Raw genomic sequence first — 24,977 nt, 5'->3', positions numbered from 1 at the left:
AATATTTATTTTTTGATATAGATTGATGCTTTTTGCTCCAGATAAAAACAACAGTAAAAATTCACCGATTTTCAAAAAATCTATTATAGGAACAATGAAACATAATTCATCAAATTTTCTTGTTTTTATTGCGGGCATCAGAGGCCATATAATGCCTTTACATTTCTACAGGGGCATGGCAAGGTCAATTAAAAATATTTCTGGAGATAGCCCAATATCCTATACGGATTCATGCATTAACTGGCTTCAAGCCCTTGCGGTATATAAATATTCTTCATTAATTTACTGGAAAAAACATAAAAATGCCAGGGAAGCTAGAATTTTCACAGGCATATTCTCGAAGGAGAGGAAGAGGTACAGGATTCTTTCTGATTTTTTATTTATTTCCATTGTAAACGCATTTCCACTGGCTGCAAGTTTGGCTTTTGAATATTACAATGAATTCTCGCCGGATAAAAAATTCGAAATTGAAATACAACAGTATATAGGAAAATCTGGAATTGATAATGATTCATGCAAACGGTTTTTCCTGGAAATTATTAATTCTGCAGAACCTTCATCGAAGTGGCATCGCCATGTGCTTTCACTATCTTCAGAGTTATATGGTGAAAACAATGCCTATAAGGATGTATTCACTGCTTATATTGTTTATATCCTGTATAAATTAAATAACTTCAATATATCCAGCACATTAAAATGCACATATAAAAAATCTCCGGTGGAAGTGGCAATGGAATTATATAAAAACAGGGAAGCAATAGATAGTTATCTAAGCCTGATCCAGCTGCATGGAGACCAGTGAATCTGATATAACATCTATGGATTTGTACAGATCCCTGATATCTATTACTTCATTCTGTGTATGTGATAGCTGTGTATCTCCAGGGCCATAGGTAATTGCGGGGATTTTCCACACATGCCCCAGATTATTCATATCACCTGAACCACTTTTAAAAATGAGGCGGGGGGCCATTCCATTCCTGGATATTCCTGATTTAAATGACTTTACGAGGGAGCTTTTCATGTCAGATATATAGGGATACGTCCTGCTCTCTATAGTATATGAATAATTTTTAACTAGCAACTCTTCCATATAGGACTTCAGTTCACCTGTAAGCTCATCTTCTGAAACTGATTTGGGATATCTTATGTCTATATACATGGATGCATGTTCAGGTGTCATATTATCATATTCACCGCCGTTGAATCTGGTTATGCCTGCACTAACAGAGTTAAAATCTTTATTGTTGCCATACTGTTCCCTGATTTTTACCCACAATCCCATTAACAGGTCTATTGCATTTGACTCCATCCAGGATGAACTGGCATGGTGGGTTGCAGTTTTTACGTCTACCTTCATTAATAATCTTCCCTTGTAACCCGCAGTGATATTCATTGATCCACCGGGCTCACCGAAAATTGCATAATCGTACCCGTGGTAGTTTTCCATAATATTATTTATTCCCTTGCTGTCACTTTCCTCGCCTGAAGCAGCTGATACGAGCAGTTTGCCTTTAAAGCCATTGTCCATGGCTTTTCTGGCCCCAAGGATTAATGCCAGCAGGGATGATTTTGCATCCACTGCGCCCCTGCCATACACCATGTTTCCATCTGATTTTACTTCAAGAATTCCCGGCACAGTATCTTCATGGCCACAGAGGAATACTGCAGGGCTGCCTTTCCCGTTCACCGATATGACATTTAGCTGGTCGTCTATTACCGGCTCCTCAAAATCCAGATCTACCATGTATTCCTTAAGAAGCTTTGCTATCTCCCCTTCCTTTCCACTGGGGGAATATATATTGAGCATTTCTATGAGCATATCCTTTGGGTTCATTTCCTTGCCTCTGAAATCAGGTAATCAGCGATGTAATCCGGTATATTGATGCCGGTAACCGGTACAGTATTTTTAAATTCAGTATTTCCATTTACCTCATTCACGAAATAGCCATCCTTTGATTCCAGTATATCCATTCCATAGATTCCAGGGCCAAGTGCAGCTGAAACTTTCTGTGCTATTTCTTCTACTTCCCCGGTAATTTTAAGTGGTTCAGCACGGCCCCCAAGTGCAGTATTGGTTCTCCAGTCTTCTCCGGATTTATACCTGTATATGCCTGCAATTACCTGGTCATTTACAATGAATACCCTGAGATCACGCCCGAAATCATTTACATATTCCTGTGTGTAGTTTATCTGGTATAAGGGATACATGTAATCCTTATATTCCGATACATCCATCGCTGCGTAATAATCATTAAGCAGTGAAATCATCCTGCCCCAGCTTCCGGTAACCGGCTTGGTTACAGCTCTGCCATTAAAATCTTCTTTAAACGATTTCAGAAATCTTTCATTTGAAAAGGATACAAATGTTTTTGGAATCCTGATGCGCTTCTGTGAAAGCAGAAGTGAGGTAAACATCTTATTTCCTGTGACAATCGTTGAATTGAAATCGTTGATAATACGGTTCCCGGTAAATTCAACATATGCTGTTGAATGGAGGTTTCTGTAATATCCAGTGCTTCTCTGCAGTGAAATATCGCCGAAGTCGTAGTTTGGATCCTGTAGGTCAAGGTTCATTTCTTTTACGTTATACAGCTGTACTTCCACATTTTTATCCTGGAGAGCTTTCAATATTGCCCTTTCCTCCCAGCGCATTATATCGAATAGCATAGAAATTTTCATGGCGCTACCTCTTTATTATAGGATTTTATCCCTTCAGACATGATTTTTGCAGCTTCGGTTATCTCCGCATTAGATATCACATAAGGCGGCAACATTCTCAATATATTGATTCCTGAATATAGTGGAAGAACTCCCCTGTTTATGATATCCATAAACACTGGCAAAAATTTTACCCTTAACTCTATAGCATCCATGAGCCCTAAACCCCTTATTTCTTTTACAATCCTCGAGTCTGCCAGGTATTCTTTCAGTGTATTCCTGAATAGTTCTCCTTTCACTGCAACTTCATTTATTAAATCATCTGTAAGCTGTTCTATGACTGCACTTCCGGAAGCCATGGCTATGGGATTTCCTCCTGTTGTTGAAGACTGTTCTCCCTTTGCAAGGTTATCCATAAATTCCGGTTTGCCTGCTGTAACAGATAAGGGAATTCCACCTCCGATGCCCTTGCCTATTGTTATAATGTCCGGTTTAATGCCAAAATGTTCATGTGCCCACATTTTCCCGGTCCTGCCCAGCCCGGACTGTATTTCATCTGCAACAAGTATTATGCCCTTATCCTCTGTAATCTGCCTCAATTCCCTTACATACTCCCTGTCAGGTATATTTATTCCACCTTCGCCCTGGACAGGTTCAAAAAATACTGCAGATATATCATTATCTTTTCTGATTTTATCCAGGTCTTCCATATTGTTGTACCTTATAAACTCAACATTTTTTATCAGTAAATCTCCGAAGGATTGCCTGTATTTTTCAGAATAGGTGATCGACAATGCGCCGGCAGTTTTTCCGTGGTAAGAATTTGTCATGGCTATAATTTTATGATTTTTAGAAGATTTAATTACCACTTTTATTGCAGCTTCTATAGCCTCCGCACCTGTGTTTCCAAGATAAAATTTATCCAGCCCGGCAGGAACTATGCCTGTAAGATTTTTGATAAATTCCTCCCTTGCTGCAGTGTATTCAGATGCATGTGCAATGGGTATTGTATCGAATTGCCTGCATACCGCTTCCTTTATTTTTTTATTTCCGTATCCGAGTATGGCTACTCCGTATCCTCCCATCATGTCAATATATCTTTTTCCATTTATGTCATGCAGTATAGCCCCGTTTCCATTAAGGACGTTTACCGGGAGCCTCTGATACGTATTTGCTATGTGTTCGTTCTCATAATTCATTATAAATCACCGTTCCGGTCGATATTCCATTGAAGGGGTTTGAAATAGTGACCTGTTTAACCCCCATTTCAAGGGCTTCAATTGAAGCCATTAGCTTTTTATCCATGCCTGTTCCAATCTCATTCAAAATACTTTTAATATATGCAACGTCTGCTTTTTCTATAACACGGTCCTTATAGTAAAGCCCGCTAACATTTGTAAGAAACACCAGGGAATCTGATCCCATGGATCCTGCAACATATGCTGCGGCCCTATCAGCATCAACATTCAAATAGTTTCCATTCCCGTATGCCACAGGAGAAATTACAGGGATATACCCTTCATCTATTACAGCCCGTATGGGAATAGAGTCGGCACTTTCTACCCTGCCTGTATAACCGCCATCGATTATCATTTTTCTGTTCTTTTCATTCATTATTATCAGTTTTTCCTTTCTCCTTGCGTTTATTATTCCATTTAGCGTTACAGCTTTTATCCCGTGTTCCTTTAAATTCAATACCAGTTTCTGGTTAATTAGATTCATCACCATTGTGAAAATTTCCAGTGTGTTTTTATCAGTATACCTGCTTCTTATTCCCTCCGGGGATGTAACAAATTTTTTAGTGTAGTTAAAGCTATCAGCATGGGTATCCAGATAATTGCCACCGCCATGAACTATTGCAAGGGGGCAATCAAACTGCTGTATTATGGAGTACAGATTGTCATTTTCCAGAAAATTATCCAGTACGCTTCCACCTATTTTCAAAACTTTCATATTTTACACCGGAAAAAGGGATGGCATCATAAGGCCCTCATACTCATTAAATCCATTCATTATATTCATAGACTGGACTGCATTGCCTGCAGCTCCTTTAATCAGGTTGTCAATAGCACCAAATGATACTACCCTCTTCACATATTTATCAATGGCAAATCCAATATCCGCGAAATTTGAGCCTATAACGGTTTTCGGGTCCGGGTACTTGTAATTGCTTTTCCTGTCCATTATTAGCCTTATAAATTTCTCATTGCCATAGAACTTCCTGAGCAGTGACCACAAAGTTATTTCATCGCCTTCACTGTAGATGCTGGATGTGGTAAGTATGCCCCTCACCATATTTACAGAGTGTGCGGAAAGTGCTATTTTTACCTTTTTCCCGGAAGCGTATTCCAGCTCCTGCTCAATCTCAGGTGTATGCCTGTGATTAACCGGTTTATATGCCCTGATGGAATCAAACCTCTCTGAGAATACCTTTGATTCGTCCAGCCCGGATCCTGATCCGGAGGAACCAACCTTTGCATCCACATTTATTATATCACTGGAAAGCTCCAGGGAAAGAAATGGGGCTATGCTGTATATTGATGAGGAAGCTATGCATCCTGGCGTTGCTATATAAGTAGCATTTTTTATCTGTTCCCTGTGAAGTTCAGGCATGCCATATACAAATTTCTTTATGAGGTCAGGATATCCGTGTTCGTACCCATACCATGGCTTGTACAGTTCAGGATTTTTAAGCCTGAAATCTGCACTCATGTCTATAATTTTCACACCGGTTTCAACCAGGCCAGGCACATATTTAATTGAAGTCCCGTGTGGGAGTGCTAGGAATATTAAATCAACTTTCCCTGCCATATCCAGCGGTGTGATATCTTCAAATTTTAAATCCGTAAGTCCGTAAAGGTCCGGATGTATTCTCGAAACTTTTTCTCCACTATGCCTGGTGGATGATACCGATGTAATCTCGATTTCAGGATGCCTGACAAGCAGGCGCATGAGTTCACCACCCACATATCCTGAGGCCCCGACAATGCCTACTTTCATCACTTTATTCTCCCCAGTCTTCACCTACATTTTCAGCGGGTTTTATTTCCACTCCATCTGCTTTGATAGAGGCTATTTCGTAACTCATGCCACATGAACCACACTCTATAAGTTCTCCTGCCATTGAGTCGTCCGGTACGTTAATTTTCTCTCCGCATATTTTACACTTTGTTTCCATTTTTTACACCTTTTTAATGTTTTACTAGTAAATATCAATAAACAATTATTAATAAATATTTGTATATGATATTACTATTTTTAACATTTAAAGTTCATTTCTAAACTTAAATGTCCTTATAACATAATTATATCATCCTATTTAAAATATACGAATACTGTATTTTTAGTATGAAATTCGTAATAATATTTTACACGCGAGATGAAAAGGTTATTTTGTCAAATATCGGTTATATAATTCTGGACGTGTAATTTATAACTATATTACTGGCACGATGTAATTGATATGAAAGCAAAACAGTCTTGATACCTTTTGATTCTTTAGCCTCCTTTTTACTATTCTGCAACCTGGAAACGTTAATTTTTAATGACGCACTTCCCAAAACCTGGACAGTATAACTGTGCAATTAATAATAATGAAAAAAACTAATCTGACAGCTCCAAATATATTAGGATGTTAAAAATAGTTTAAATGAATTAATAAATAGGGTTATAGAGGTACTAATTTTAGGATATCAGTGATTAACAGATTCATTTTCTCAGGTAGGAATCTGTTCCACTTATCCAGTCTTCCCTTCTGGGACTGAATATATCAATATCCAGGGTATCCTCAAGTGCAATTGCCTCGTGTTTTGTATTCGATGGTATAATCAGCACTTCACCTGCCCCAACATCCATTTCTTTTCCACCTATTTTAAAATGTAATTTTCCTTTCATTATCCAGGTAATCTGCTCATTTTCATGGCTATGCTCCGGCACTATGCTTCCTTTCCTTATATCAAGCTGTGCAACCATTACTTTATCGCCGTATACCATTTGCCGGTAGAAGGTTTCTGACAATTTTTCCTTTTTTACATTATCCCATCTGTATTTAACAATTTCTGCCATGATATGATAAAACATGGTCAGATATAAATATTATGAGATTGCCTAAATTGATTTTATTACTCCACCGTCAATGGGTATGTTTATACCGGTAATATAGGAAGACATGCCAGAACATAAAAATGCGACAAGATTCCCAACTTCTTCCGGTTTGCCAAACCTTCCAAGCGGTATTTCTTTCATCAGCTGGGATTCAACTTCTTCAACTGGCTTTCCACTGGAAACAGAATTCTTTTTTATTATGTTTTCCAGCCTCCGTGTGTAGAAATACCCCTGTGAGATTGAATTTACATTTATGTTGTATTTTCCCAGTTCTATAGAGAGTGTTTTTCCAAGAGCTACTACACCAGACCTCAGGGAATTTGAAATTGCAAAATTTTCAAGGGGGTTTTTCGTGGTCATGGATGTAATAAATATTATACGCCCGGAATTCGATTTTATCATATCAGTTGCACACATATCAACCATCCTTATTGTAGATTTAAAGATCATATCAATGTTATAATCCCAATCAGATTCATTAAGCTGCATGAATGGGTCAACCCGTGGGTCTCCATAGTTCATGACAAGGAAATCAATTTTACCGTACTGCTCATGTGCGGAATCCACAACCCGCATTAGATCGTCTTTTTTGGAAAGGTCTGCACACATTGCATTTACTGTGACACCTGTTTCCTTCCTGATTTCCTCTTTAAGGCTTTCTACGTTTTCTTTTGTTCGCGAAAATGTGGTTATATTGGCACCGTATTTTGCCAGCACGGAAATAACTCCTTTTCCTATCCCGGTACTGCCGGCACAAACTATTGCATTTTTGTTTTTAAGGTCATGCATAGAGAATAAAATAGTTTTATGCTTATAAATTTAACCATACATAACCTGTTTGCATGCTTTTTGCGTGATGGTAAGTATATCTATTCCAAATATTGTGGAATGGAAATTCTGATCCAGTGTGTCCTGTTTAATAGGCAAAATAGTCTCATACCTGCCTGCTAGCGTATTGCCCCATAGTATGTACTGAATAATTTTCCGGTAATTTAAAATATAAAGGGATATTTGCTATGTAATGACCCATATAATCAGCATTATCAATTTGAAAGGGGGAGTTGGAAAAACCCAAACATCCATTGCTGTGTCTGAGTTTCTGGCCACCAATTATGCTAAAAAGGTATTAATTATTGATCTTGACCCGCAGACAAATGCAACAGTTTCATTAATGGATGAAAACCTATGGCTTGAACATGATAAAAAGGGAAATACCATATTCCAGCTTTTCAGCGATAAAGTATACAATACAGAATTATTTAACGTTGAGAGTTCCATAGTTAAAAACGTCTCTAACATAGGTTCTGGCATAAAAAACCTTGATCTCCTGCCTTCGAGCCTGAGATTGATAGATATTCAGGATAAATTGCCCCTTGTCTCGAATTCAGGATATTTTGTTAGGACGCCAATAACTATCCTGAAAGAAGCTGTATCAAGCATCATCAAAAACTATGACTATGTAATTATTGATTGCCCTCCAAATCTCGGGTTAATTACACTATCAGGCATTTTTATATCTGATTACTACCTGATACCTACAATTCCAGATATTTTATCCACATATGGGATACCACAGATACTTACAAGAATTAATGCCTTTAAGGAGGATGCTGGCATAAATATAAAGCCTCTCGGTATTTTGATCTCAATGTTCAGAGCCAATAACCGCCTCCATAAGTCTATAATAGATTCTTTAAAATACAGGGAACGGAGAGGAGATTACCCGAGAATTTTTGACACGTATATACCTCTAAGCATAAAAATTTCCGAGGCTGCTGAGTTCCAGTCCTCTGTTAAAACACTGGGGCAAAAGTATGGATATGACCTGTATAACAGTTATAACAGGCTTGTTGAGGAGGTAATAAAATATGTCGAATAAATCTAAGGCTGTTGCTTTGTCCGATATATTAAGGTATATGGCAGATAAAATCGAGGAAACCCCTGACATTGCTGAAAACCTGAAAATAGATGTTAAGTTAAAGCAGGACAAACCAGTGGCAATGAAAATAGACCTTTCCGGTTATGATACAGAAGAGAAACTCTATAACGCTCTTAAAAAGAAGAATATTAAAGAGTTAAAATCAATAATAAAGGAAAATAAGCTGGGCAAGGATTCTTCCACTTCTAAATTAACAACCAGAAGTGATTTAATAAAATTTATAATTAAACGGGTGAATGACAGGTATCATAAAGGTGATTCTTTCAGCAGATCTATGCCAGAAAAAGAATGAGTACCCCCGGGAGCTTAATTATCCCCGGCTAATTTTAGAAGAGGATTGAAGCGGCATATGGTTTATGCTAATGCCAGATTACAAAAAATTTTGTAATCCAGCCTGTTTCACCCTTTAAAAATTATTCTCCGGTAACTGGAATGTTCTAAAAATTAAAATATAAAGTAAAAATTTATGCCTATGGGATTAGAAATAGATAAGAAAAGCACAGCGCTTGTAGTAATTGACCTGCAAAAGGGAATAGCATCCATGGGGAGAAATTTAGTTCCATACGATGCAAACACGGTAATTAAAAATGCATCGGAACTTGCAGAATCATTTAGAAAGAATGACATGCCGGTATTCCTTGTACATGTGGTTCCTGATAAGAGAGCTATGCTAAACGTTCTGGCAGATGATTCAGCGTGGTCCGGGTCAGCCGAAATGCCACCTGATTTTTCTGATATAGTTCCAGAATTAGGGCCCAGGGATAATGATGTTGTAATATCCAAGAAACAGTGGGGTGCTTTTTATGGCACTGACCTTGAGTTGAGATTAAGGAGAGGCGGAATAAAAACAATTGTCCTTTGCGGAATTTCCACCACGCATGGAGTTGAGAGCACTGCCCGTTTTGCATATGAGATGGGATTTCAGCAGATATTCGCAGAAGATGCAATGACAGCAATGACAAAGGAGATGCATGAATCTACCATAAATAATGTGTTTAAAAAGATGGGGCGCGTAAGGAAAACTTCAGAAATTGTGGAATCGCTGTAAACTCTGGAAAGCAACATCAGAGTTATCATAAAAATAATTTTTATAATTTATAATGCCTGAATACTACATTTTTTATTGTATCCATAAACACCATCCATATGAACGTTAATCCTATGCTGATCAGGATAAATTTTAATGGAATTGCAGTTACCAGGATGCCATAATATGATATGAAAGATATAATTATTATATCGACAATGCTGGAAAGCAACAGAATTTTAGAAGGCATAGAATTGAAAAATCTTTTCCTTTCCCGTACCATGTAAACTGTGAACTGGCCGGAGAATACCAGCATATCAAATATAAAAGTATGAATCTGGCTGATTCTTAACCCTGCATAGAGCCCGATATAGAGGAATATAAAGCTTTCAACAACAAGGAATGCCGAAAGGATAACTGATGATGAGATTAATGAATTCACGTTCCACCTTTCAGGTTTTATAGAGTATCCAACATTATCTGTTGCAATTGCCATTGTTACAAAATCATTGGCAAAAATAAGGAGAATTACATCAAATGCTGTTGTAACAAAAAACCCTACCACAAAAAATGAAAGTGTAAGGAAGAAAACAATCTGGATTACCTTTATTATTTTGTTTAATGTGTAGGTAAGCATTCTCTGGTAAATTCTCCTGCCGGATTTTATCCCGTCCACTATATCTGTAAGTCCGGAATGGGTAAGAACAACACTGGCAGATGCCTTTGCCACATCTGTAGCTGATGCGACAGCCACACCGAATTCTGCCTGTTTCAATGCAGGGGAATCATTTACACCATCACCGGTCATGCCAACAATATGCCCGGATTTCTGTAAAGCCTTCACGATATAATATTTATCTTCAGGAAAAACCTCGGCAAAAACTGAACAATCTGATGCACCAGCATAGTTACCCTTTATATTTTCTGCATTGCATAATTTCTTGTCCAGCCCTATCTCGCCTGCAACTTCTTCTGCGATGAGGCTGTTGTCGCCTGTAATCATGACAGGGGATACACTGAGCTGCTTCAATTCAGTAATTAAATCCCTTGAATCCTTCCTTGGCGGATCGTATAGGGGTATAACCCCCAGAATTTCGAGTTTATCTGTTCCTGCAGCCACTGAAATAATTCTGAATCCCTGGGATGAGAAGTATTTTATATCATTTTCATATGTTTCCGGTACATTGCCTGTAAGCTCTGATATAACCTGTGGTGCACCCTTGACTATTTTAACAGATTTCCCCGCTTCGTTTATTATTGCTTCCGTACGCTTAATTGAAGGGTCGAATGGCGTAAACTTGCTTCTATTTGCATAGTCAATTTTTACAGATTTTAAATCGGCATAGTCCAGTATGGCATCATCTATTGGGTCCTCACTTTTTCTCTGCGATGCATATGATGCATATTTAATCAGGGACAATTCATCTCCTGTATAGACCTTTGGAGTTTTTATAGTCAATTTATTTTCTGTAATAGTACCTGTTTTATCCATGCATAATGTGTCCATGGAAGCCGCATCCTCTATAGCGGATAGCCTCGTGACTATTTCACCACGTTTTGACATATGAAGGGCGCCAAGGGACATTGCAATTGTGAATGTTGCCGGGAGAGCTACGGGTATTGATGCAATTAATATTACCAGTGCAAAGGGGATAACTTCGGTAATGTCCACGCCACGGTAGATAGAAAATAATATAAGTGCTATAACAAGAATAGTATCTATGGCTATCAGGTCCTTTATTATTTTCATAATAAGTTCTTCTATGTGTGACTTTGTCTTTGCTATTTCAACCAGTTCTGTTGTTTTTCCGAAATAGGTCTTGCTGCCTGTTTCTGTTACCAGACCATTGCATTCACCTCTTTTTACCACAGAGCTGGAATATATTGTATCTCCCTTTTTTCTTGTTACTGACAGTGATTCTCCAGTAAGGGCGGACTGGTCGATTTCCAGCTCATCGTCTATTATTTTAATATCTGCAGGAACCACATCGCCCAATCTTAGATGGACAATATCCCCGGGCACGAGAAACTTTGTTTCTATAACATTCCACTTACCATCTCTCAGGACTCTGGCCTGGGCTGAAAGTTTTTTCTTTAATAGTTCTACTGCATTATCAGCCTTTGATTCCTGGGTAAAGGATATTACGCCATTAAATATTAGCAGGAAAAGTATTATCAGAGAATCGTCATATTTTCCAAGTATAAATGTTATGATTATTGTAAGCTCCAGCATCCAGGAAATTGGTGTCCAGAATTTTTTTAAAAACTTTAGTATAGAACTCTCTTTCTTCTCCGAAACCTCATTATAACCATAGGTGTGAAGTCTTGAACTTGCTTCGTTGCCTGAAAGCCCTGCTTTTGAAGTATTTAGTTTCTTAAATAAATCTTCGAGTGAGTCGCTGGATTTTATCATTAAAATCCAGTAATAATATTGTTAATAGATTTAACTGTATTGAAAAATATAAAAATGTTCAAAATAATTTAATTCACAGGTCATTTTTCTTCCCGGAAATTGCATTGGGCGGCACCTTCTTAAGATTTGAAATAAATATGGTGGTATTAGAACCATATATCTTGAAGAGGGCAACGGCAGACAATATTACAGGTGCTATAAGTATAAGGAACGAATATTCGTATCCTATGAACTTAACAATATAACCGAATGCCAGCGGGATGACCATGAACAGGATATTATTATACGCCATGAAATAGGAGTTTGCAGCACTTCTCTGTTCTACACTGGTTCCTCTTGCAATCATAATAGTCGACATGGGAAATATTGAGCCATGTGGTATGCCCAGCAACATCATCAACAGCAGGAACGATGTAAATGTAGTAAGGAATGGAAACATTATCAGTGCAAAACCCGTAATCATTATAGAGAATAAAAGTGGAAGTTTTATGTGTTTTAACGGGTGTATTGTTAGCAGTATCCTTGTCAGGAATGAAATGGAGAAGAAATATATATAGGGGGAATAAGCAACTGCACCTGAAACGTGAAAGCGTGCTATAGCGTACAGTGTAAGGAAAATGCTAAGGGCTGCAAATGGTATGTTATAGGTCGTTATAGTTAGTAAGCTGGCCCTCAAACCATCATTTTTCATCACATTTGCCCTGGTTTCATTTTTTGTGTGCGGGAATTTTATCATGGTTGAGACTATAACTCCTGCAATAACTATTGGTATGAATAAAAGAAATACATCCCTGTAGCTCACAAATGTCAATATGTAATCTTCTATAGTCGGCCCGAGTATAAGGCTAAGGCTCAATCCCACTGAATATAAGGAGATAAGCCTCTCGCGCTCTTTCTGATCCTTTAACAGGGTTGAGGAGGTAATGAGATTCGGCATCATAATTCCGTACGCGAGCCCGGCAAGTGCTGATATTCCCCATATAGCTATTCCATTTGTGAAATAATATGCTATGAGCGAAAACAGTATTGCAAAGTTTGCCCCTATGAACAACTGCCTTCTGAGTCTAGCGTTGATACGCGGGTTAACGTAAAATGTCACTGTAAATGTAAACAGGTAGATAACTGCTGATATTATACCAACAAAGAAGCTGGAGAATCCAAGATCAATCTTCGCAAGTAATGGCACTGTTGTAATGATCATATTATTTGTTGCCCTCATGGAGAAGGTCATGATTATAAGCGTAATAGCCAGATAAATAAAACTAACGTTCTTTTTTTCCATATTAGTTTCAAGATATTACAGAATAATATATAAATATTTACCTGATAATTATATATTACAAAAATATTTATTTATAAAGTATATTCACACTTATATGCTTTGATGACATTTATAGTAATATGTCAAAAATTCTTATTCTGGATGGGGACGAAAGTTTTGGCTTTAGATTTGCCAAAGACTACGGAGACGCCAACAAAATTCAGTCATTATTCCCATTGAAAGGCATTGAAAAATTTGCTGAATCCTTAATGGAACTGCATGATGATTATGATTTTATTATCAATAATTTTGATATACCATTTTATTCAAAAAATAAAAATTATATTGAAATGAACTACGGGATCCAGGGGCTCATAAATGAAAAATTTCAAAATGGCAAGAAAATACTCCTGTCAAATCAGCTTGTGTATTCCTCATCAAGTGCCATAAAAAATGAAGAGAGTGCAACCATTCCAGAAACAGAATATGGCAAGGCAAAATTGAAGGCGGAAGAATTGGCAAAGGGCAACGAACATTATCTTATAATAAGGAGAGGCATGACATATGGAAAATGTACCTACAACATTTATACCGATATACTGGCTGCAATAAGGAGTAAAATGCCCATAAAACTTAATAATGACATAATTATAAATCCTGTGCTCAATTCTGATCTTTCTATTGGCGTTTATAAAGCCATGAGAGATATGGACAGGGGTATTATTAATATAGCAGGAGAAGAAACAATGACACTTTATGAATTTGGGAGGAAATTATACTATTCAATACGCGACGAACCTTGCCCATTCATAAAATCTTACCTGGGGCAAAACCTTGATTACAGTATTGACTCGTCCAGGGCTGAAAAACTGTATGGGCTCAATTTTACAGGGTTGGAAGTGGTAGACTTCATGGATTTTCAGACATATAAGGGCAACTGAAACTGTTTATTTTTATATGCATATCACAACTATAAAATTTTTAACAACTCCCATAATAATGGCCTAACGCGTTCATAGGGAATAGCAAATCTGGCATGTGTATCTCCATCTCCAATCTTTATGGTTATTGCATCCTGATTGGCAATAAAAGAATCTTCATCTGTCCTGTCATCACCTATTATTATTGCAGGCCGGTTAAGGTTCCTTATCTGCTTAATTGCGGTACCCTTATTAATGTGTGGAATTCTCAATTCTATTATGTCTATTCCTGTGTATAATTCAATATTGTAACGGAATGCAAGGAAATTAATAATTTTATGTACAGTTTCACGGGAACGCTGATTTTTAATATTGCCCATATGAAAAAGGATGCTACCTGTTTTATTGTATATCCTCAATCCATGAAACTTTTCCTGAATATATACCGTATTCTGATATATTTGATTGAATAGTTCGACGTATTTATGGAATTCTGGAATATTTATCGTCTGGCCATCTATATGAAATACTGAACCATGAAGGCCTATAATATTATATTCCCCGAGAAAACGGATTATGTCACTAACCTCCCTTCCTGTAACTATATACATTTCAAAACGGGAATCTAAATGCGAGATTAGTTTAAGCAGGTCATAATCTGCCTGGTTAATTTCTGGATTCTTGATAATCGGGACCAGTGTTCCGTCATAATCAAGAAATAACTGTGGTTCCATGGAAATTATTTTTTCTATTCTATGTATAATTTTATTCTCCTGATACATGCCATTGCCTTTCTGCTGTTGTTAATATCCTCTTATACCACCAGTTACTGTTCTTTACATATACATCCTTTTTCATCCTTTTGAGCCGTGACATTTTTTCCTCTCCATCCATTTCCATTGCCCTTACTATGGCACTTGCCAGTTCATTTATATTATTAGGGTTTACTATCAACGCTCCGTCCATATATTCCGCAGCCCCGGCGAATTTTGATAGTATAAGCACACCCTTATCCGTAGTTGCTACAAACTCTTTGGAAACAAGGTTTAAACCATCCATTAATGGGGTAATCAATGCTATGTCACTTCGTGCATATAATGAAACCAGATATTTCTGTGATATTTTCCTGTATATGTAAATTATAGGCACCCATGAAGTTGTACTGTAAAGACCGTTTACCCTTCCCACTTCCATCTCCAGTTGCTCTTTAATTTCATCATATTCTGGAATGCCTGTACGGCTTGGTGTAACGTTCATTAAATATACTAATTTCCCTATAAGGTCCTTTCTGTAACTGAGAATCTTCTCAATAGCCTTTACCCTCTGTAGAAGCCCTTTTGTATAATCAAGGCGGTCTATTGAAAATATAATTGATGCTTTTTCTTTTTTTGGTTTAATTGCCATGGTTTTAGACAGGTGAAAAAAATTTTTATCGATCCCCAGGGGAATTGCAAGAGTTTTTAATCTATTTTTAACTTTTATTTCATGGTACTCCAGAGTATTGAAAAAATTCTTCTCATACAGCCTGGTATGAAATGTTACCAGATTAGATTTTGAAATGCTCTGTGCGAGAAATTTTGCTTCGGGGAGTATGCTGAAAAATTCAGGAGATATCCATGGGATGTGCCATGAGAATATTATATAATTGGATATGTCCATAGTTCTCAATATTGACGGGATCATCATAAGCTGGTAGTCATGCACCCATATTATTGTATCCGGCGTTATATTTTCCTTTATTTTTTTTGCAAATTTTTCATTTGCAATATAATAATACTTAAAAGCTGTGGAGTCAAAATGTATATTGTTTCTAAAATAGTGGAATAATGGCCATAAAACCCTGTTGGAATAGCTATTGTAAAACCCGAATTTTTCAGTTTTGTTTAGGAATACCCTTGCTATCTTATACCCATCTGTAGTTTCCTCCTGGTGTGCCATGTCATTCTTTCCATCGCCCCAGCATACCCAAGTGCCTCCGGTTCCCTTAAGCATTGTGCTGAGGGCTGTGGCAACTCCACCTACATTATATATCCTGACATCACCTCCCGGAGCATACCGGTATGAAAATGGTGCACGGCTGGTAACCACAAGTATCTTCTTCATACTCTTATAATACATTACCTGATTAAAACATTATTAAATATATCTATTTGCCCCTTAATGCTTCATCAAGTTTTATTGCTGCCCTTATAACCCCAAGATGGGTAATTGCCTGCGGGAAATTGCCAAGCATCTCCCTGCAATCATTAAAATTAATTTCCTCAGAAAAAAGCATCAGGTGGTTAGAGTGGTCAAGTATATTTTCAAATGTTTCCTTTGCTTCCATAATACGCCCTGATAATATCAAATCCTCAACATACCAGAAAGACAGTAAAAGAAATGCATTGTCATGGCCTTTCAGTCCATCATCGCTGTGATATCTAATAAACATTCCACATGGATTTTTCAGTTCCGCTTCAACCCTGGCAAGAGTGGAGACAAAACGCGGATCTTTGGCACTAATAATGCCTGTCAATGGCATTCTCAATACCGATGCATCCATCTGGTCACTCCCGTAATACTGGGTAAATGCTTTTACATCCGGGTTATACCCCTTTTCCATTATTTCATTCTTTATCTCTTCCCTTATTTTATGCCATGTTCTATATGGGGCACTATAGCCCAGTTCCCTGCCCATTTTTATTGCCCGGTTAAATGCACTCCATGATATTAATTTTGAATACAGGTAATGCTTTGGTTCTGACCTGAATTCCCAGATGCTGGAATCAGGCAGCTTCCAGATATCTTTCAGTGTATCCAGTATTTCGATGAGAAAATCCCACAGGTAAGTGGTAACAAGCCCACCTGCCTCATGGAACCTGAATACAGCATTCACTATGGAGCCGTACTGGTCTATCTGCAACTGCTCCGATGCTTCGTTTCCTATCCTTACAGGAATTGAATCCATATACCCGGATAAATTTACCTTTTTCTCCTCCAGTTTTGAATCCCCATTTACCGGATATATAGTTTTGACCTTCTTATCCTTTTGAACTATGGACATGATATCATAGAGAAATTTTGTAGCTACGTCCTTTAACCCTATAAGTGAAAGTGCCTCTACAACATATGCAGTATCCCTTATCCAGGTATACCTGTAGTCCCAGTTTCGTTCTCCACCAATAATTTCAGGGAGGCTTGTTGTTGGTGCTGCAACCATCATTCCTGTAGGGTCATAAAATAGCCCTCTCAATGTAAGTGCAGATCGTATTACATGATCGTAATATAATCCACTATAGTTTATTTTTCCTGCCCATGCACTCCAGTAATTTCTTGTTTCTTCCAGCCGTGTATATGATTCATATTGCCTTACATTGCCAATTTGCCTTACTCCGCTTAATACAACAATCCATTCATGTGAACCTTTTTCCACTTTTATCCTGCTGTATACATTTCCATTTCCCTTTTTCAATTTAAGATTTGTGGAAATTCCAAGTGTGTCATCTGTACATGAGAAAATATAACCATTTCTATCCCTGGTTATGTTTGTTTTCCCTGAGCCAAAGTTAAAATGCGATTTTATATCTATTGATACTTCAACATCAGAATATGGGGCCTCAATTAGCCGGTGTATCTCCGGAAACGTTATTGTGCTATATGATGATGTTGGAAGAAAATCTGTGAGCCTTAAAATTACCTGATTGTTATTTACAAACTCTGTTATAAGTATATTGGTTGATTCTTCGTAATACTGGTTGACATTGCTTTCCATTACAGGGCTGGTCTTGAAATAACCACCATTTCTGGCATCAAGAATAGAATCAAAGACAGGATTTGAATTAAAGTTGGGCAAACATGCCCAGTCAATAGTTCCATCTATACCAACAAGTGCTGCAGTGCGGTTATTTGCAATAAAACCGTGATTTGCAATCTTTAAATAATCAGATCTGTATGCATCATGCAGATCGTAAAGCCCTCTGTATGTACCCATGGTAAAATTGATAATAATAATATATAAAGAGTTTATCAGAAGCCAGAAATAATGCTAAATGGTAAAACTGGAAAATAGGAATAGATTTATAACCAGACGTATTATATTTTTATGAAAATAACTTACCACAAGCTAAAAATGCCACTGATAAGCCCATTCACAACCAGCTTCGGAACAGATGTAAACAAGGATGTTTATGTTTTCAAGCTTGAACATAATGGAATAACTGCTTATTCTGAAAGTGTTACCGACGAAAATCCTTTTTATGGCTCAGAAGATAATTATACAGTATTCCATATTGTAAAACAGTATCTTGCACCAGTAGTAAAAGGCCTTCCAGAGCCGGATGAATTCAATGAACAGGTAAAATTTATAAAAGGCAATAATATGGCAAAAGCTTCCATGGAAATGCTTCTCTATGATTATTATGCAAAAGCAAATAAAAAATCCCTGGTAGATTACATAGGGCACAGCAGGGGATATGCAAACGTTGGAATATCACTTGGAATGGATGATATAAACGTTACATTAAAGAAGATACAGGAAGCCCTTGACCGTGGATATAAAAGAATTAAAGTCAAAATAATGAAGGGAAAGGAAATAGGTATACTAAGTGCTGTAAGGGACAATTTTCCGGATATAGTTTTAAGTGCAGACGCCAACAGCGATTATACCGAGAAGGATTTTGATTTGATTAAAAAAATAGACAGATACAATCTTGTATATCTGGAGCAGCCCCTGTACCATGATGATATAATATACCATTCAAGGCTTGCAAAGGGATTATCCACGCCATTATGCCTGGATGAATCTATTACTTCACCGGAGAAGGCACAGAAAGCATTTGAAATGGGTGCGTGTAAGGTTATAAACATAAAAGAGGGAAGGCTAGGCGGAATCGGAAATTCCTTAAAAGTTATGGGAATAGTGAAGGAATTCAAGGGCCATGTATGGATTGGAGGAATGTTAGAAACTGGAATCGGAAGGTCCTTTAATGTTTCCATGGCATCTCTTTCTGATATTAATTATCCTGGAGACACATCGCCCAATGACAAATACTTTAAAAATGACATAGTTAAGAATCCATTCACAATGGAAAATGGCACAATTAAGCCTAATAAGGGTACAGGCATCGGTGTTGAAATCAGTGAAGAGTATCTAAAAAAATATACCGTTGAAGAGGGGATAATAGCATGAATAATGTATTCCAGTATTTCAAAAGCCAGCAGGATTCAATGCTATCAGATTTAAAATCATTAGTAGAGATGGAAACTCCTTCAACAGACAAAGTGCTTCTGGATAAATTTGCAGGGTATATGGCAGGTTATCTGAAAGAGAATCTGGGAATTGCCCCGGAAATTATTAAATCAGAGAGTGCGGGAAATGATTTGCGCCTGGCCATAAAGGGTAAATCAGATAACCGGATACTTCTACTATGCCATTATGACACTGTTTTTCCTGAAGGTACTATTAAATCAAGGCCATTTAAAGTTGAGAATGGAAAGGGCTATGGGCCGGGGATATTTGATATGAAAACAGGGCTGGTACAGACGGTGTATGCCCTTAAAGCACTTGTGAAAAATAAGGAGTTAAAATACAGCATTGTTCTTCTAATCACCTCAGATGAAGAAATAGAATCAGGCTCCTCTAAGGACCTTATTATCAGTGAGGCAAAAAAATCAATTTTCACCTTTGTAATGGAACCATCCCTTGATGGAGCCCTGAAGACAGAGAGAAGTGGAGTTGGTACAATAACCCTAAAGATTTATGGAAAAGCATCACATGCCGGCCTTGAACCGGAAAAAGGCATAAATGCAATATATGAGATGGCTTATATGATACCGGTTATAGAGAAATTAAACGATAAACAGAAAGGCACTTCCATAAATTTAGATGTTATAAATGGAGGTACCAGATCCAATGTGATACCGGATTACTGTGAAGGGATAATGGATATAAGATACAAACTGCCGGAAGAATCAGAAAGGATTATAGAAGCATTGGAAAATACTCCTCTCAGATTCCACGGTTCCAGAAAGGAACTGGAATACAAATTGAGGCCTCCTCTTGTAAAAAGTGAAGATTCAAAAGAGCTTTTCCTGAAGGTCAGGGAAATTGGTGAAAACCTCGGGCTAGATCTGGATGAAGCTTCTGTTGCCGGAGGAAGTGATGGAAATTTCTGTTCATATTACTGCCCGGTTATAGATGGGCTTGGAGCTGTAGGTGCTGGAGCCCACTCTGAAAATGAGTACATAGTTGTTGATAAAATTCCAGAGAGGACGGCCCTGTTATATCTGGCTTTGAAAGATATTAATTGGCCTTAACTCTATAATAATTTATAATATTTTTTCCATAATTTCGGTGTCAATCCATTTATTATTTAAAATGCCCTGTTCATGCATGATTCCAACTGTGCTGAAACCTCTGGAAATATAAAGTTTCCTGGCAATTTCATTGTCACGGAGCATGGTTAAAACCAGTTTATGGAATCCGTTTATTTTTGCTTCTATTATGCCGTGGTCAAGAAGGCCAGAACCGATTCCCCTACCATGATAGCTGTTTTCTACATAAATAGAAATATCGGCAACAAATCTATATGCCTCCCTGCTGGAAAATGGGTTCAGGGAAAGCCAGCCGAGAATGTTATTCCTGTTACCGGCAACCAGCACCACATACCTCGGGTCACGTTTGACAAGCCAGTCAGATGTCCACACCGGGTCTCTTTTCTTTATTTCAAAGGTCGCATTCCCTGAATCTATTCCCTGATTCCAGATATCTGCTATATAAGGTACGTCATCTAAACTGGCTTTTCTATAAATGATGCCTGTATCCATGTCCAGGTAACTATATTTGATATTTATCCTTATCTGGAGTGTTTAGTTCGAACAGATAGAAGTTTTATAAAATTTATTGATTTAAAAATGCATAAAAGACAGCTCTGCTAAGTTAGCAGCTGGAAAATTAATTATCACTGACCTGTATTATTTCCATAATGCTTTTATTAACTTTGTTCCACAGGTAACTCCTTTTTTCCATATAATTAAGCTCGGTAGAGCTGATGTGTAGTTTTGGAATAGTTACAGGAATGAAATAATTTTCAAAATCCTTCAAAATCAACGATTCCATTATGCCTTCCATAACTATTATACGATTATTTTCCTTGAATTTGTAAGGTTTCGTTCTTGATAATTTGCTCAACAGCAAGGATATGAACGATACATAAAATGGCTCGATATGGAATATTTTTATATCTTTCAAACCAAAATTGCATGAGATTATGGCGTCGCGGAAATTTAAGAATCTATCTATAAACGATTCTTTATCTGGAACCCTGTACAATAAAGAATCATACCGCTCTGCCGGGAATGCCACAATACCACCTTCTGCTGCAATTCTGGCTAGAAGGTCTATATCCTCATACTCCCGTAGATCTCTCCATCCCCCGGTTTTATCCAGTAGATCACGTGAAATTACGATTAAATTATATATTAACGCCCTTTTTTCCCTTTTTTCAAGAAAACTGTGAACAACGTCCGATGTTTCAGGGCTGTATATATTATATGGGTTAAATATTATCAGGTAGTTTCCATTGCTATGAATATATGCCAGCTGTTTCCCGGCACCCGGTGTGGTAAATGCTTCATTGATAAATTTAATTTTATCTGATTTAACATCTACAGGAATGTGGGTAGTTATCACAAGTTCATAAGGGTATCCTATCTCCTCAGCCACATTTATTATGCTTTCAAGTGATTTTTTCATCTGGTCTGAAATTTCATCCGCTACTGCACAGAATGATAATTTTATTTCCCTGCTATAGGAGATTGGCATTTCCTTTACTTCATATGATTCCATGATATATTTAACGTAATTGATTGGGGAATTAAAGCTTATCGGTTATTACTCAGATTGTACTTCACCTATTGATAACTACCTGATAATATAAAACAATACACAAATAAAGTTAAATAATGTGATATTATTATATTTAAGGAGAATTATGAGCCTTATCGTGCGGACATTAATCCGGTTATCGGATCATGAAATGGAAAATGAACTTGCTTCGAAAGTTTACATTAATGTCCCTAAAAAGGTTCTTGAAATGTATACAATTAAGGTGGGCTGTTTACTGAATGGAACCATTGAACAGATTAAGAAATTTATTGATGAGAATGAGAGCCTGAACCCCCAGATACGTACAGGGCCAAAGGATTACACCCAGATTATTGGAAGTCGGGTAAAGATGATATTTTATAGTGGACAGGGTGAAGAAGCCAAGGATTACCTTTTTTTCCCAAAACAGATAGCCATAAAGTTGACTTCTTATGCCATATTTCCCAATGATTACATTGTTAAGTTAAAGCTTGATTTTATTTCATGCGGGTGGAAACATACAAAACTATACAGCCAGACATCGGTAAATGTTGATGACACGGAGCAGTACTATGACTGAAACAAAAATTGACCATGTAAGCCTTCTGATTAGAAAAGCAATTGAGGAGGAATCCTCAGGGAATAAAAATGAAGCAGCCAAAACTTATAAGGCAGCATATAAGGAGGTTCTGGAAATAGCTTCCAGGTCAACGGGAAAAATAAAACAGAAAAGGCTGGAGCAGGCAGCCAACCTTAAAAAAATATATGAATCCATAGGTGGAGAAGCTGTTGAGGAGGACAGGATTTCTGAGGGGAAAAAGATACTTGGGACATTGAATATAGAGCCACCTGAGATTCCAAAAGTTACATTTCAGGATGTTGCTGGATTAGAAAATGTAAAAACAGAGATTATGTCAAAGATAATATACCCTATGCGGTATAAAGAGCTATCACAGGAATATAATATTGAATTCAGCGGCGGCATGCTTCTTTATGGCCCACCAGGCACCGGAAAAACCTTCATCGTTAAGGCTATTGCGAATGAAGTAAAAGCCAATTTTATAAATGTAAATCCATCAACACTTTACAGCCAGTGGTTCGGCCAGTTTGAGAAAAATATTTCCCTCCTTTTCCGTGCTGCCTATCTATTATCACCATCCATATTATTTTTTGATGAGATCGATACGCTGGTGCCAAAGAGGTCAGGCTCAGAATCTGATGCTGCCAGGAGAGGTGTTTCACAGCTTCTCACCGAAGTTGGCGGGTTAACATCCCAGAAAGACAGAAACGTATTTATCATAGCCGCAACGAATAATCCCTGGGGAATCGATGAGGCAATTATGAGGCCAGGAAGATTTGATGTAAAGATATATATTCCACCACCGGACTATGAATCAAGAAAGAAAATTTTCCAGTTGAAGCTTTCAGAGGTTAAGCACATAGACCATATTGATTATGATGAACTTGCAAATAAAACAGAGAGGTATTCTGGAGCTGATATAGAATTTATATGCAAGAAAGCTGTACAGAATGTATTTATGGAAGTAATAAAAACAGGCAATAAAATTGATGTGTCCACAGATGATTTGCTGGAAGTCATTTCACAGATACGGCCATCCATAGATGCAGGGCTTCTTAGAAAATACCAGGATTATATCTTAAATCTGTAAAGTACATAAAAAATTATAAAATTATAAAAAAATTAATTTAAAGTTCAATGGTTTTTCAGATTGTTCAGCCTTGTTTTATATTCCTCCTCTGATATCTCGCCCTTTGCATATCTTTCTCTCAATATTGCTTCAGAGTTGTCATATATCATATCCCTGCGGCATGAGCTTCCACCGGCCATTCTCATAATAAACCTTACAAAAAGTATAAGGATTAATATAGATATAATTGCCATCACGGGCATGATTATAAATGCGAACCTGCCGGGAAATCCAGTTGCTGATGGATAGACTCCTGAATAACGAGTCGCTATGTCCGGCCTCCCGTACAGGAAGAAAGACACCATACTCAGTGCCACTACAAATATTGCCAGCCCTATTATTAGCCAGATTATTTTTTTGTTTCCATGCATATGTATCCTGAAAAAGCTTTTAACTGTTATCTGAAATGCATTTCACTGAAATATATTTCACCTTTCTTTAAGAGATATTTCATTTGTCATGCCATGCCTTCTACGATCTATTACACCCTTTTCTTCTAAAGTGGTTAAAATTCTCGATATTGTTGGAGCTGAATAGCCTGTTTTGCCTGTTAATGAGTTCTGCATTATTCTGCCATTATTCTTCTCAAGTATGGATACAATTGCGCTTTCAGAATCTGTTAACTCTATAGCTTTTCTTTCAACACCGGGTCTGGGTGCATTTGCTACCGGTTCATTGATAATTTTGAGCATTTTAGTGTATCTTTCCATTATGATCTCTATCGCATAATAAAGAATGGCGATATCTGTTGCCATAATTATAGCATATGAAATTATATAGAGTAGCAGAATTTTAAGCCCGAGTAGTTCAATGACTATCATTACTGAGCTGGCAATGATTGAAGATATCGTGGCATATATTGCAATAATTATTATTATCTTAAAATTATTATTTTTAACAGACATATTTTACTACAACATATTTATTCGGAATATAATATTTGCCTGTATTAATAATTACATATTTAATATATTAATAAAATAATATTATTATAAACAGATGGTAGCAGCTTCCTGCTGGGTTCCTGAATATTATATTATATATAGATAAAATATCCATATGAAAATTATACGCAACAGAAGATATGAGGCAGTATGGTT

General features: G+C 37.2%; 26 protein-coding genes. 9 read left to right on the top strand and 17 right to left on the bottom strand.

The window, feature by feature from the left end; genetic code table 11:
• The first annotated feature begins 25 nt into the window (after nucleotides 1-25).
• Nucleotides 26-802 (top strand): hypothetical protein, encoded by a 777-nt coding sequence (locus tag fad_RS02520; protein ID WP_009887568.1) that lies wholly within the window; start codon nucleotides 26-28, stop codon nucleotides 800-802.
• On the opposite strand, the gene fad_RS02515 is transcribed toward fad_RS02520, so the two are convergent.
• The 8 genes from fad_RS02515 to fad_RS02485 all read right to left on the bottom strand — a co-directional run bounded on the left by fad_RS02515 (nucleotide 770) and on the right by fad_RS02485 (nucleotide 7,554).
• Entirely contained in the window at nucleotides 770-1,837 is a 1,068-nt protein-coding gene (locus fad_RS02515) for a M20/M25/M40 family metallo-hydrolase (protein WP_081141643.1), read from the bottom strand. The genes fad_RS02520 and fad_RS02515 overlap by 33 nt on opposite strands.
• Nucleotides 1,834-2,682 carry a RimK family alpha-L-glutamate ligase gene (locus fad_RS02510; RefSeq protein ID WP_009887566.1) on the bottom strand — a complete coding sequence of 283 codons (849 nt, stop codon included), beginning with the start codon at nucleotides 2,680-2,682 and terminating at the stop codon, nucleotides 1,834-1,836. The genes fad_RS02515 and fad_RS02510 overlap by 4 nt, the downstream gene beginning before the upstream one ends.
• Complete coding sequence (locus tag fad_RS02505; protein ID WP_081141642.1) at nucleotides 2,679-3,860, bottom strand: aspartate aminotransferase family protein; 1,182 nt, start codon at nucleotides 3,858-3,860, stop codon at nucleotides 2,679-2,681. Before fad_RS02505 ends, fad_RS02510 begins: the two co-directional genes overlap by 4 nt.
• Complete coding sequence (locus fad_RS02500; protein ID WP_081141640.1) at nucleotides 3,850-4,614, bottom strand: [LysW]-aminoadipate/[LysW]-glutamate kinase; 765 nt, start codon at nucleotides 4,612-4,614, stop codon at nucleotides 3,850-3,852. Before fad_RS02500 ends, fad_RS02505 begins: the two co-directional genes overlap by 11 nt.
• A gap of 3 nt (nucleotides 4,615-4,617) precedes the next feature.
• On the bottom strand, nucleotides 4,618-5,661 hold the full coding sequence (argC, locus tag fad_RS02495; RefSeq protein ID WP_009887563.1) for an N-acetyl-gamma-glutamyl-phosphate reductase: 1,044 nt from the start codon (nucleotides 5,659-5,661) through the stop codon (nucleotides 4,618-4,620).
• A 4-nt stretch (nucleotides 5,662-5,665) separates the two neighbouring features.
• The gene (gene lysW/argW / locus fad_RS09380) at nucleotides 5,666-5,839 is read right to left on the bottom strand and encodes an alpha-aminoadipate/glutamate carrier protein LysW (RefSeq protein WP_009887562.1); all 174 of its coding nucleotides are present in this window, start codon (nucleotides 5,837-5,839) and stop codon (nucleotides 5,666-5,668) included.
• A 530-nt stretch (nucleotides 5,840-6,369) separates the two neighbouring features.
• Nucleotides 6,370-6,726 (bottom strand): cupin domain-containing protein, encoded by a 357-nt coding sequence (locus tag fad_RS02490; protein WP_009887561.1) that lies wholly within the window; start codon nucleotides 6,724-6,726, stop codon nucleotides 6,370-6,372.
• Nucleotides 6,727-6,768: 42 nt separating this feature from the next.
• Nucleotides 6,769-7,554: an SDR family oxidoreductase gene (locus fad_RS02485; RefSeq protein WP_009887560.1), complete on the bottom strand. Its 786-nt coding sequence runs from the start codon at nucleotides 7,552-7,554 to the stop codon at nucleotides 6,769-6,771.
• A gap of 232 nt (nucleotides 7,555-7,786) precedes the next feature.
• On the opposite strand from fad_RS02485, the gene fad_RS02480 reads away from it, so the two are divergent.
• From fad_RS02480 to fad_RS02470, 3 genes are all read left to right on the top strand, one after another.
• Nucleotides 7,787-8,644, top strand: a complete 858-nt coding sequence (locus fad_RS02480) for a ParA family protein (RefSeq protein ID WP_009887557.1) — start codon at nucleotides 7,787-7,789, stop codon at nucleotides 8,642-8,644.
• On the top strand, nucleotides 8,634-8,996 hold the full coding sequence (locus fad_RS02475; RefSeq protein ID WP_009887556.1) for a hypothetical protein: 363 nt from the start codon (nucleotides 8,634-8,636) through the stop codon (nucleotides 8,994-8,996). Before fad_RS02480 ends, fad_RS02475 begins: the two co-directional genes overlap by 11 nt.
• Before the next feature lie 174 nt (nucleotides 8,997-9,170).
• The gene (locus fad_RS02470) at nucleotides 9,171-9,752 is read left to right on the top strand and encodes an isochorismatase family protein (protein ID WP_081141639.1); all 582 of its coding nucleotides are present in this window, start codon (nucleotides 9,171-9,173) and stop codon (nucleotides 9,750-9,752) included.
• 40 nt (nucleotides 9,753-9,792) lie between these two features.
• On the opposite strand, the gene fad_RS02465 is transcribed toward fad_RS02470, so the two are convergent.
• Nucleotides 9,793-12,144, bottom strand: a complete 2,352-nt coding sequence (locus tag fad_RS02465; protein WP_081141637.1) for a plasma-membrane proton-efflux P-type ATPase — start codon at nucleotides 12,142-12,144, stop codon at nucleotides 9,793-9,795.
• Nucleotides 12,145-12,217: 73 nt separating this feature from the next.
• A complete protein-coding gene (locus tag fad_RS02460; RefSeq protein ID WP_081141636.1) occupies nucleotides 12,218-13,426 on the bottom strand; it encodes an MFS transporter in 1,209 nt (402 codons plus the stop codon).
• Between the two features lie 119 nt (nucleotides 13,427-13,545).
• Between fad_RS02460 and fad_RS02455 the strand changes: the two genes are divergently transcribed.
• On the top strand, nucleotides 13,546-14,346 hold the full coding sequence (locus fad_RS02455) for a sugar nucleotide-binding protein (RefSeq protein ID WP_009887552.1): 801 nt from the start codon (nucleotides 13,546-13,548) through the stop codon (nucleotides 14,344-14,346).
• A 29-nt stretch (nucleotides 14,347-14,375) separates the two neighbouring features.
• On the opposite strand, the gene otsB is transcribed toward fad_RS02455, so the two are convergent.
• Genes otsB through fad_RS02440 form a run of 3 tightly spaced genes read right to left on the bottom strand, consistent with a single transcriptional unit; the run spans nucleotide 14,376 to nucleotide 18,295 of the window.
• Nucleotides 14,376-15,107, bottom strand: coding sequence for a trehalose-phosphatase (gene otsB, locus fad_RS02450; protein WP_081141634.1), 732 nt, complete (start codon nucleotides 15,105-15,107; stop codon nucleotides 14,376-14,378).
• Entirely contained in the window at nucleotides 15,091-16,443 is a 1,353-nt protein-coding gene (locus fad_RS02445; RefSeq protein ID WP_019841698.1) for an alpha,alpha-trehalose-phosphate synthase (UDP-forming), read from the bottom strand. The genes otsB and fad_RS02445 overlap by 17 nt, the downstream gene beginning before the upstream one ends.
• Nucleotides 16,444-16,471: 28 nt before the next feature.
• Nucleotides 16,472-18,295: a glycoside hydrolase family 15 protein gene (locus tag fad_RS02440; RefSeq protein ID WP_081141633.1), complete on the bottom strand. Its 1,824-nt coding sequence runs from the start codon at nucleotides 18,293-18,295 to the stop codon at nucleotides 16,472-16,474.
• 111 nt (nucleotides 18,296-18,406) lie between these two features.
• Here fad_RS02440 and menC point away from each other — a divergent pair, with 111 nt between their 5' ends.
• Both menC and fad_RS02430 read left to right on the top strand, forming a co-directional pair.
• Complete coding sequence (gene menC / locus fad_RS02435) at nucleotides 18,407-19,492, top strand: o-succinylbenzoate synthase (protein ID WP_009887548.1); 1,086 nt, start codon at nucleotides 18,407-18,409, stop codon at nucleotides 19,490-19,492.
• A complete protein-coding gene (locus fad_RS02430) occupies nucleotides 19,489-20,619 on the top strand; it encodes a M20 family metallopeptidase (protein WP_081141631.1) in 1,131 nt (376 codons plus the stop codon). The genes menC and fad_RS02430 overlap by 4 nt, the downstream gene beginning before the upstream one ends.
• 12 nt (nucleotides 20,620-20,631) lie before the next feature.
• Here fad_RS02430 and fad_RS02425 read toward each other — a convergent pair whose 3' ends face one another.
• Both fad_RS02425 and fad_RS02420 read right to left on the bottom strand, forming a co-directional pair.
• Entirely contained in the window at nucleotides 20,632-21,129 is a 498-nt protein-coding gene (locus fad_RS02425) for a GNAT family N-acetyltransferase (RefSeq protein ID WP_009887546.1), read from the bottom strand.
• A 127-nt stretch (nucleotides 21,130-21,256) separates the two neighbouring features.
• Entirely contained in the window at nucleotides 21,257-22,150 is an 894-nt protein-coding gene (locus tag fad_RS02420; protein WP_009887545.1) for a glycosyltransferase family protein, read from the bottom strand.
• A 190-nt stretch (nucleotides 22,151-22,340) separates the two neighbouring features.
• On the opposite strand from fad_RS02420, the gene fad_RS02415 reads away from it, so the two are divergent.
• Entirely contained in the window at nucleotides 22,341-22,748 is a 408-nt protein-coding gene (locus tag fad_RS02415; RefSeq protein ID WP_009887544.1) for a hypothetical protein, read from the top strand.
• A complete protein-coding gene (locus fad_RS02410) occupies nucleotides 22,741-23,838 on the top strand; it encodes an ATP-binding protein (RefSeq protein ID WP_081141630.1) in 1,098 nt (365 codons plus the stop codon). The genes fad_RS02415 and fad_RS02410 overlap by 8 nt, the downstream gene beginning before the upstream one ends.
• 44 nt (nucleotides 23,839-23,882) lie before the next feature.
• On the opposite strand, the gene fad_RS02405 is transcribed toward fad_RS02410, so the two are convergent.
• The gene (locus fad_RS02405; protein ID WP_081141628.1) at nucleotides 23,883-24,248 is read right to left on the bottom strand and encodes an SHOCT domain-containing protein; all 366 of its coding nucleotides are present in this window, start codon (nucleotides 24,246-24,248) and stop codon (nucleotides 23,883-23,885) included.
• Between the two features lie 57 nt (nucleotides 24,249-24,305).
• A complete protein-coding gene (locus fad_RS02400; protein ID WP_009887541.1) occupies nucleotides 24,306-24,782 on the bottom strand; it encodes a helix-turn-helix transcriptional regulator in 477 nt (158 codons plus the stop codon).
• Between the last annotated feature and the right edge of the window lie 195 nt (nucleotides 24,783-24,977).

Origin of the sequence: Ferroplasma acidiphilum (genome assembly GCF_002078355.1) — an archaeon.
GTDB lineage: Archaea > Thermoplasmatota > Thermoplasmata > Thermoplasmatales > Thermoplasmataceae > Ferroplasma > Ferroplasma acidiphilum.
The sequence above is the reverse complement of the archived record's forward strand: the minus strand, read 5'-3'. Positions and strand labels throughout refer to the sequence as shown.